At 67.3% G+C, this 9,721-nt stretch carries 9 protein-coding genes and 1 pseudogene; all 10 read right to left on the bottom strand.

Annotated features, from left to right (window positions below; translation table 11 throughout):
- A partial coding sequence (locus AC1DXV_RS26580; RefSeq protein WP_477936390.1) for a pyridoxine 5'-phosphate synthase occupies positions 1–498 on the bottom strand: 498 nt, incomplete at its 3' end.
- Positions 499–505: 7 nt separating this feature from the next.
- On the bottom strand, positions 506–1,297 hold the full coding sequence (gene recO, locus AC1DXV_RS26575; RefSeq protein ID WP_477869937.1) for a DNA repair protein RecO: 792 nt from the start codon (positions 1,295–1,297) through the stop codon (positions 506–508).
- Between the two features lie 9 nt (positions 1,298–1,306).
- Positions 1,307–2,266, bottom strand: a complete 960-nt coding sequence (gene era, locus AC1DXV_RS26570; RefSeq protein WP_477936388.1) for a GTPase Era — start codon at positions 2,264–2,266, stop codon at positions 1,307–1,309.
- Between the two features lie 47 nt (positions 2,267–2,313).
- The gene (rnc, locus tag AC1DXV_RS26565; RefSeq protein WP_477865348.1) at positions 2,314–3,018 is read right to left on the bottom strand and encodes a ribonuclease III; all 705 of its coding nucleotides are present in this window, start codon (positions 3,016–3,018) and stop codon (positions 2,314–2,316) included.
- A 50-nt stretch (positions 3,019–3,068) separates the two neighbouring features.
- Positions 3,069–3,398 (bottom strand): DUF4845 domain-containing protein, encoded by a 330-nt coding sequence (locus tag AC1DXV_RS26560; RefSeq protein WP_477865347.1) that lies wholly within the window; start codon positions 3,396–3,398, stop codon positions 3,069–3,071.
- A gap of 95 nt (positions 3,399–3,493) precedes the next feature.
- Positions 3,494–4,459 carry a signal peptidase I gene (gene lepB / locus AC1DXV_RS26555; RefSeq protein WP_047500932.1) on the bottom strand — a complete coding sequence of 322 codons (966 nt, stop codon included), beginning with the start codon at positions 4,457–4,459 and terminating at the stop codon, positions 3,494–3,496.
- 11 nt (positions 4,460–4,470) lie between these two features.
- On the bottom strand, positions 4,471–6,279 hold the full coding sequence (gene lepA / locus AC1DXV_RS26550; RefSeq protein WP_477936386.1) for a translation elongation factor 4: 1,809 nt from the start codon (positions 6,277–6,279) through the stop codon (positions 4,471–4,473).
- Positions 6,280–6,826: 547 nt separating this feature from the next.
- Complete coding sequence (locus AC1DXV_RS26545; protein ID WP_477936384.1) at positions 6,827–8,323, bottom strand: Do family serine endopeptidase; 1,497 nt, start codon at positions 8,321–8,323, stop codon at positions 6,827–6,829.
- Positions 8,324–8,382: 59 nt separating this feature from the next.
- Positions 8,383–9,402, bottom strand: a complete 1,020-nt coding sequence (locus AC1DXV_RS26540) for a MucB/RseB C-terminal domain-containing protein (RefSeq protein ID WP_477865344.1) — start codon at positions 9,400–9,402, stop codon at positions 8,383–8,385.
- 16 nt (positions 9,403–9,418) lie between these two features.
- Positions 9,419–9,721, bottom strand: a pseudogene (locus AC1DXV_RS26535) (sigma-E factor negative regulatory protein); the annotation flags it as partial.

The raw sequence follows: 9,721 nt of genomic DNA, 5'->3' as shown, positions 1-9,721 counted from the left end.
GCGCGCCGCCGCCATCGCCTGCGGCTCGGGATCCATGAAGAGGCTCACGCGCACGCCCATCGCATGCACTTCGGCGATCAGCGGCGCGAGGCGCGCGGCATCCTCGGGGAAGCGCCAGCCGTGGTCGGAGGTCGACTGCTCGACGCTGTCCGGCACGAAGGTGCACTGGTGCAGCGGCAGCCCGCGGCGCTTCAGCTCGCGCGCGAAATCCATCAGGTTGTGGAACGGGTTGCCTTCGATGTTGTATTCGATGTGCGGCGTCGCCTGCAGCAGCTCGGCCAGTTCGTAGACATCGCCGGCGCGGATGTGGCGCTCGTCGGGCCGCGGGTGCACGGTGATGCCCTGCGCGCCGCCCAGCAGCGCCAGCTCGGCGGCGCGGGTCACGCTCGGGATGCCGAGATGGCGCGTGTTGCGCAGCAGCGCGACCTTGTTCAGGTTGACCGACAGCGCGGTCAGGCCGCGGTGCGGGTCGAGGCCCGTCGTCTGGGTGGGATTCATGGTGTCCTCAGCGCTCCAAGGCTTGCACGTCGAGCATCACCTGCCGCGTGCGCAGCACCGGTGAGCCCAGATGATAGTGAAGCAGCGCGCGCAGCAGCAGCTTCAGTTCCTGCAGCGCCGGCGCGCAGGCCTGCTGCAATGCCACGAGACTGCCGTGCTGCAGCGCGGCCTGCAGGCCGATCAGCGTCTGGCCGGCCAGCTCGTTCTCGCGGCCGCGCGCCGTCACGACGCCCTGCTCCGGCAGCAGCAGGTAGCGCCCGGCGGGGTCGACCTCGGCCTGCGTCATCGTCACGCAGCTGAGGTCGGGCAGCACGCCGACCTGCTGCAGCAGCGCCAGCTCGAAGGCGCGCAGCGCCGCTTGCACGATGCCGTCGTCGGCAGACACCATCAGCGGCAGCGTCGCGGCATACGCGTCGAACAGCGCCGGATGGGCATCGCTGCGGGCCAGCAGCTTCATCAGCAGCTCGTTCAGGTAGAAGCCGCTGAACAGCGCCGCGCCGGTCAGCATCGCGTGGCCGCCGGCCCATTCGGCGCCGCGCAGCGTCTGCACCTCGCTGGGAGACTCGCTGGACGGCTCGGCGGGGCGCGGCGGCTTGCCGAGCGTCACCTGGATGCGCTGGAACGGCAGCAGCACCGAGCGCAGCTGCGAGTACGGCCGCTTGGCGCCCTTGGCCACCACGGCGATGCGGCCCTGTTCGCGGGTGAACAGGTCGAGGATCAGGCTGGATTCGCTCCAGTCGTAGCGGTGCAGCACGTAGGCCGCCTGCGTGGCCGGTGGGCGCGCGGGGCGGGTGGCCATGCGCGGCGGCTACTCGTAGCCGTAGGTGCGCAGATGCTCTTCGTCGTCGGCCCAGCCCGATCGCACCTTCACCCACAGTTCGAGGAACACGCGGCCGTCCATCAGGCGCTCGAGCTCCTGGCGGGCCTCGGAGCCGATGCGCTTCAGGCGTTCGCCGTCGCTGCCGATCACCATGCCCTTGTGCGCGTCGCGCTCGACGATGATGGTCGCGGCGATGCGGCGCAGCGCGCCCTCTTCCTCGAACTTGTCGATCACGACGGTGGAGGTGTAGGGCAGCTCGTCGCCGGTCAGGCGGAACAGCTTCTCGCGGATGATCTCGCTGGCGAGGAACTTCTCGCTGCGGTCGGTCAGCGCGTCTTCTTCGTAGAACCACGGCGCCTGCGGCAGGTAGGGCTTCACGATGCCCAGCAGGCGCTGAACATCGCTGTCCTTGCGGGCGGTCAGCGGCACGAACTCGGCGAACGCATGCCGATCCTGCATGCCCTTCAGCCAGGGCACGAGGTCGGCGCGGCGGTGCACCGCATCGAGCTTGTTGGCGATCAGCATCACCGGCTTGTCGGCCGGCATCAGCGCCAGCACCTTCGCGTCGTCGAGCCCGAAGCGGCCGGCCTCGACGACGAACAGCACCACGTCGACGTCGCCGAGCACGCCCTGCACGGTGCGGTTCAGCGTGCGGTTCAGCGGCGCGCTGTGGCGGGTCTGGAAGCCGGGCGTGTCGACGAACACGAACTGCGTGTCGTCGACCGTGCGGATGCCGGTGATGCGGTGGCGCGTCGTCTGCGCCTTGCTCGAAGTGATGCTGACCTTCTGGCCGACCAGCGCATTCAGCAGCGTCGACTTGCCGACGTTCGGGCGGCCGACGATCGCGACCAGGCCGCAGCGCGTGGCTGCGGCTTCACCGGGCCCGGCGGCGGCGCCAGTGCCGGTGTCGCCGTCGTCGTCGGCAGGGGTCTCGGGGATGTCGGTCATGCGGGGGGAACCAGGAAAGTCGTCAGCAGGAGGGTCGTCGGGGAGCGTCAGGAGCGCAGCGCGCTGCCGGGCTTGTCATTCGCCTTCAGCGCGACCAGCATGCCGCGCGCGGCTTCCTGTTCGGCGGCGCGGCGCGAGCGGCCTTCGCCGGTTTCGGTGAGGCCGAGGGCCGGCACCGCGCACTCGACCTCGAAGGTCTGCGCATGGGCCTGCCCGCGGGTGTTGACGATGCGGTAGGCCGGCACCGGCAGGCGGCGCGCCTGCAGCCATTCCTGCAGCTCGGTCTTGGCATCCTTCGACCAGCTGTCGAGGTCGGTGGTCGCTATGACCTCGCCGAACAGCCGCTGGACCAGCGCCTGGGCGGCCTCGAAGCCGCCGTCGCGGTAGGCGGCACCGATCACGGCTTCGAGCGCATCGGCCAGGATGGACGGGCGCTGCGCACCGCCGCCACGGGCTTCGCCTTCGCTCAGGCGCAGCACCTCGGGCAGGCCGATCAGCACGGCCACCTTGTGCAGCGTGTCTTCACGCACCAGGTGCGCCCGCACGCGGGTCAGGTCGCCTTCGTCGGAGCCGGCGAAGCGCTCGAACAGCAGGTCGCTGATCGCCAGGCTCAGCACCACGTCGCCGAGGAATTCGAGCCGCTCGTTGTGGTCGGCCCCGAAGCTGCGGTGCGTGACCGCGCGCGTCAGCAATTCCGGCTGGGTGAAGCGGTAGCCCAGGCGGTTCTGCAGGGCGGTCAGTCGGGCATCCACGCGCGGGGCTGGTTGATGACGAACGGTGCGGAAGCGTCGGGCCGCAGCCCTTACCTCGAGCGCCCTTCGTACTTGAGGAGCAGGAAGACCGGGGCCATCAGCTCGATCTCCTTGTTGTAGGCGAAGGCGATCACGACCTTGTCGTTGACCTTCGTGATCTCGAGATCCTTGCCGGAGATCGACTGGATCGAGTACTCGATGTCCTTCTGCTTCTCGAAGGCGGTGCGGATCTCGGGAACGGTGGTAGCCCCGCTGGTCGCGATCTTCTCGACCGTGCGCTTGATCGTGAAGTACTCGTTCAGCGTCGGCAGCACCTTCAGGCTGAGCAGCGAGATGAGGCCGATCAGGATGGCCCAGAACATCAGGCCGAACAGCGTCACACCGCGTTGCCCTGCACGGCGGGGCGCGCATTGCCGCATCTGACCCCGGGATTCCATCGACCGCTGTTCCATCGTCATTTACCTGTTGCTCCCGCTCAATTGAACGATCCGACGCGCTTGGGATTGCCGAAATTCATCCAGACAAAGAAGGCCTTGCCCACGATGTTCTCGTCGGGCACGAAGCCCCAGAAACGCGAGTCCTGCGAGTTGTCGCGGTTGTCGCCCATCATGAAGTAGTGTCCCGCCGGCACCTTGCAGCGCACGCCTTCCGCACTGTAGCGGCAGTTTTCCTTGAAGGGAAACGCGAACAGCGGCGCGGCCGCGCTCGGCAGCTTGGTCTCGACCAGGATCCGGTGCGCCACGTTGCCGAGCTTCTCGGTGTACTGCGGTGCGAAGCGCACGGCGTCCTCGTCGTAGAACGGCTCCAGCGGCTGCGTGTCGGCGAGCTTGCCATTCACGTACAGGTGCTGGTTCAGGTAGTCGATCTGGTCGCCCGGCACGCCGACGACACGCTTGATGTAGTCGATGCTCGGGTTGGCCGGATAGCGGAACACCATCACGTCGCCGCGCTGCGGGTCGTTGATCTGGACGATCTTCTTGTTGATCACCGGCAGGCGGATGCCGTAGTGGTACTTGTTCACCAGGATCAGGTCGCCGATCAGCAGCGTCGGCACCATCGAGCCCGACGGGATCTTGAACGGCTCGAACAGGAACGAGCGCAGCAGGAACACGACGAGGATCACCGGGAACAGGCCGGCAGTCCAGTCGAGCCACCACGGCTGCATCAGCAGGGTGTCGCGCGCCTGGGCGACGTTGTCGTCGACCTTCGCGATGCCCTGCGATGCCAGGCGCTCGCGGCGCTCGGCATCCTGGCGGTCGAGCGTGGCGGCGGCCGCCGCGCGGCGCGGCGCGAAGTGGAAGCGTTCGGCCAGCCAGTAGGCCAGCGTCGCGACGGTGAGGATGAACAGCAGCAGCGAGAAGTTGCCCGTCCACTTGCCGAGGTACCAGCCGCCCAGATACACCACCAGGGCGCCATAGAGCACGCCGGTCAGAGAACCCATCAGTGAGCCCATCAATCGTCCACTTGGAGGATGGCGAGAAACGCTTCCTGGGGCACCTCGACGGAGCCGATCTGCTTCATGCGTTTCTTGCCGGCCTTTTGTTTTTCGAGAAGCTTGCGCTTGCGCGAAATGTCGCCGCCGTAACACTTGGCGAGCACGTTCTTCCGCAGCGCCTTGATTGTCTCACGCGCGATGATGTTGGCCCCGATGGCGGCCTGGATCGCCACGTCGTACATCTGCCGCGAGATCAGCTCGCGCATCTTGGCCACCACCGCGCGGCTGCGGTAGGCACTCTGCGTACGGTGCACGATGATGGACAGCGCGTCGACCTTGTCGCCGTTGAGCAGGATGTCGACCTTCACGACGTCGGCCGCGCGGTATTCCTTGAACTCGTAGTCCATCGACGCGTAGCCGCGCGACACCGACTTCAGCTTGTCGAAGAAGTCCAGCACGATCTCGGCCAGCGGCATCTCGTAGGTCAGCATGACCTGGCGGCCGTGGTAGGCCATGTTGATCTGGTTGCCGCGCTTCAGGTTGGCCAGCGTCATCACCGGGCCGACGTAGTCCTGCGGCATGTAGAGATGCACGGTCACGATCGGTTCCCGGATTTCGTTGATGCGGCCGAGATCGGGCATCTTCGACGGGTTCTCGACCTGGATCACGGTCTTGTCGCCCAGCTCCACCTGGTAGACCACGCTCGGCGCGGTGGTGATCAGATCCTGGTCGAACTCGCGCTCCAGCCGCTCCTGGACGATCTCCATGTGCAGCAGCCCGAGGAAGCCGCAGCGGAAGCCGAAACCGAGCGCCTGGCTGACCTCGGGCTCGTAGCGCAGCGACGAGTCGTTCAGCTTGAGCTTCTCGAGCGCATCGCGCAGCTGGTCGTATTCGCTGGCTTCTGTCGGGTACAGGCCGGCGAAGACCTGCGGCTGGATTTCCTTGAAGCCCGGCAGGGCCTGGCTGGCCGGGCCGGCGTTGTTCGGCAGTTTCTTCTCGAGCGTGATGGTGTCGCCGACCTTGGCGGCCTGCAGCTCCTTGATGCCCGCGATCACGAAGCCCACTTCGCCGGCGCGCAGCGCATCGCGCGCCAGCGACTTCGGCGTGAACACCCCGAGCTGCTCGGCGGCGTAGGCGGCTTCGGTGGCCATCATCTTGAAGCGCTCGCCCTTCTTCAGCTCGCCGTCGACCACGCGCACCAGCATCACGACGCCGACGTAGTTGTCGAACCACGAGTCGATGATCATCGCGCGCAGCGGCGCGTCGGGGTTGCCCTGGGGCGGCGGCATGCGGGTGATCACCGCCTCGAGGATGTCGTCGATGCCCTCGCCGGTCTTCGCGCTGCACGGGATCGCATCGGTCGCGTCGATGCCGATCACGTCCTCGATCTCGTCCTTCGCACGCTGCGGATCGGCCTGCGGCAGGTCCATCTTGTTCAGCACCGGGATCACATGCACGCCGAGTTCGATCGCCGTGTAGCAGTTGGCGAYGGTCTGCGCCTCGACGCCCTGGCTCGCATCGACCACCAGCAAGGCGCCCTCGCAGGCCGACAGCGAGCGGCTCACTTCATATGAGAAGTCGACGTGCCCCGGCGTGTCGATCAGGTTCAGCTGGTAGGTCTTGCCGTTGCGCGCCTGGTAGGTGAGCGCGGCGGTCTGCGCCTTGATCGTGATGCCACGCTCGCGTTCGATGTCCATCGAGTCGAGCACCTGCGCTTCCATCTCGCGATCGCTCAATCCGCCGCAGCGCTGGATGAGTCGGTCGGCCAGCGTCGACTTGCCGTGGTCGATGTGGGCAATGATGGAAAAATTTCGGATGTGATCCATTGAGCGATTCCACTGCGTCGCGCATCGACGCTGCAGCGGTTGCACCGCTGCGTTGATGGCTCATCTCGTGCGCGTTGTCGCGTGACTTGCGCGCTCGACATGATGGGTCGAAGACCCGGGCCGTGAACAAAAAAAAGGCACGTCGAAGAACTGACGCGCCTTCCAACAAAACGTATGGCAACTGCTTGTTGGGCCTTCATTGTAGCCAAAAGCACCCCGCCGGAAACCGCGCCGTTGCTTGATTTCTTGTCGTTGCGGGTCACCAACAGCAAAATCTTTCCACAACTTATCCACAAAGCCTTGTGGGTAGCTTGGGGATAGTTTCAGACGCCTCAACTCGTTGACCGGATTGGCAATAAAGCCGTTCTGCGACCCCCGAATTGTAGCCAAAAGCGCGCTGAATTCGAGGCGATCTGCCAGATGATGTGTGCGCACACTGACTTTCCATTGGCGAGGCGAATTTCGGCGTCATCAAAGTTCCGTCTGCAGATCCCGCATTGCGAAAGAGTCACGGCAATCCCCGTGCCTGCAGTCGGATATCCGGCGCTCACTTGAGCACCGGGATGCGCAGGAACTGCGCCCAGTCGCCACGCAGCACGGTGACCGGCAACGATTTCGTCTTGTCGAGCCTGGACACCACGGCCTCGAACTGCTTCACGTCGGTCACGTCGGCCGTGCCGACCGCGACGATCACATCGCCCGCCCGCAGGCCCGCTGCTTCCGCGCCACCGGTGACGGCGCTCACGCGCACGCCGTTCGCGCCCCGCAGCGCCTGCCGCTCGGCGTCGGTGAGGTTGGCAACGCTCAATCCCCAGACTTTCGCGGCGCCGGCCGTGCGCGGCTCGATCGGGGCCTCGGGGCGCTCTGCCGCTGCAGCCACTTGCGGATTCAGCTCAGCCAGGCTCGTCTTGAAATCGAGCAGCTTGCCGCGCCGATTGCATTGCAGCGTGATCGCCGTCCCCGGCTTCAGCGAACCCAGCGTGCGCCGCAGGTCGACGGCGCCATCGACCGGCTTGCCGTTGACGCTGATCACGACATCGCCCGGCTGGATGCCCGCCTTGTCGGCCGGTGTGCCGCTGACGACCTGGCGCACGAACGCGCCCTTCGCCTTGCCCTTCGCGAGCCCGTATTCCTCGGCCAGTTCGCGCGGCACGTCGATCGGCTGGATGCCGAGGTAGCCGCGCACGACGCGCCCCGTGGCCTTCAACTGGTCGGCGACGCGCATCGCCTCGTCGATCGGGATCGCGAACGAGATGCCGACGTAACTGCCGACCGGGCTGAGGATCTGCGAGTTGATGCCCACCGCCTCGCCGCGGGTGTTCAGCAGCGGCCCGCCGGAGTTGCCGGGGTTCACCGCGACGTCGGTCTGGATGAACGGCACGTCGGAGCCGGTCTCGCGCTGCTTCGCGCTGACGATGCCGGCCGTCACGGTGCTCTCCAGCCCGAACGGCGAGCCGATCGCGAGCACCCATTCGCCGACGCGCAAGCGCCCCGCATCGCCGATCTTCAGCGACGGCAAGCCGGTGGCATCGATCTTCACCAGCGCGACGTCGGTGCGCTCGTCGGCGCCGACGATCTTCGCCTTGAACTCGCGCTTGTCGGTCAGCGTGACGTAGACCTCGGTGGCGCCCTCGACGACGTGCGCATTGGTCATCACGTAGCCGTCGGCACTGAGGATGAAGCCGGAGCCCTCACCGCGCGGCACCTCTTCGCCCGGCTGCTGCGGCACCGCCGGCGCGCGGCGGCGGAACGGCCCGCGCGGCGCGTCCGATGCGCGCTCGGTGGTCCGGATGTTGACGACGGCCGGGCTGACGCGCTCGACCAGGTCGGCGAAATCGGGCAGCACCTGGACCGGCGCCAGGGGCTGTGCCTGGCCTGGCGCAGGGCTCTGCGGCGATGCCTGGTTCTGGGCCTGTGCACCCGCGGCCTGCGCCAGCAACAACACGGCGCCCGCGCCCAGCGCGGCGGCACAAGCGCGCATGGCGCGGCGTCCGCGCGGCGCGTTCACCGGCGCGAGCCGGCCCTGATCGATCACAGTTTGCATGCTGAGCACTCCCTCGACGACACCCACACGGGCCGCCGCGTGCAGCCGCACGCCGCCGGCTACTTCTTGCGTTCCAGCCCCGACGCGAACGCCCGCAGCGTCGCGGTGGGCACGTCACCCATCACGGTGACCCACCAGTCGCCGTAGCGGCGCATCATCGTCTGCGTGGCGCCGATCACGGTCGACATCGGACGCTGGTGGCGCTCGGCATTGAACGGCTCGATGAAGATGGACACGAAGGTCAGCCCGTCGGAATAGACCGCCTGCAGCACCGGTTCGGTGGCGCCGCGGATCCGCAACGCGCCATCGAACGGCCGCTTGACGCAGCTGACCTGGGTGAAGCCGGGAATGTCGTGCTTCAGCGTCCAGCCTTCGGACTCGAGGCTGGCCGGCGTGACGGGCGGCCGCACGATGCGGTAGCCGTCGAGCTTGCGCAGCGGTTGCGTGATCAGCTCCGCCTGCGGCTTGACGTTGATGCTGACGTCGGAGAACGCCGACGACTCGAGCACCTCGGCGTGCTCGCCCAGCACCTCGGTGCGCAGCAGCAGCCCGGTGTTCTTCTCGGCCCACAGGCGGTAGCCGAAGCGATGCGCATCCTTGGCGCGCAACTGCAGCACGTTGGCCTCGTGGCCGGCCACGCGCTCGACGCCCAACGGCTTGAGCTCATAGAAGTCGGTCACGTGCTGCGCACCGGCCTGCAGCAGCGCGGGAAACGAGCTCATCGAATCGCGCTGCTCGACCATCGCGACGCGGCTTTGCGGCCACACGGTGTGGACGACGTCGTTCTGCCGCAGCACGTTGCGCATCTGCCCTTCCAGCGAGTCGATGCGCTCGTACTGGTTGCGGCCGTCGCAGAAGTGCGCAATGCGTGAACTCGCCACCGTGCCGCCGGCGCTGACGACGACCGTGCCCTGGAAGTTGCGCTTGTTCGCCGCCTCGGTGATGCGGGTGAGCCAGACCTGGGTCTCTCGCGCCTCGACCAGCGGGTCGCCGCTGACCAGCGCGCTCTGCGCCCGGCTGGCCGGGGCAAAGGCAACGAATGCACAACTCACCATCAACGCTGAAAGGCGCAGCAGCATGGGTCGGTGGGTCCGGTCAGCGAGCAGGGGCTTCGGCGGCGGCATTGCGCAGGAAGCCCGAGGGCACCCCGGGGGCGGAGCTGCCACCGAACTTCTTGTGCACCGACAGGTACTCGTCCAGGCGTGCATCGCGGATCAGCTGGCCGTTCAGCCGCACCGGCTCGGCCTCCTGCGTGACGCTGACGGCGCGCAGCGGCGACGGAGCGACCGCCACCGCCGTGGAACCGCCGGTCTGTGCGACGGTCGCCGGCGCGCCGCCGAACGGCAGCGAGCCCGGCACCGAGGTGGCCACCAGCGCACCGGCCACGACCACGAACGA

Source organism: Rhizobacter sp. P3_C12, assembly GCF_056402735.1.
Note: the sequence above shows the minus strand (reverse complement) of the source record. Positions and strands in the feature narration are given on the sequence as shown.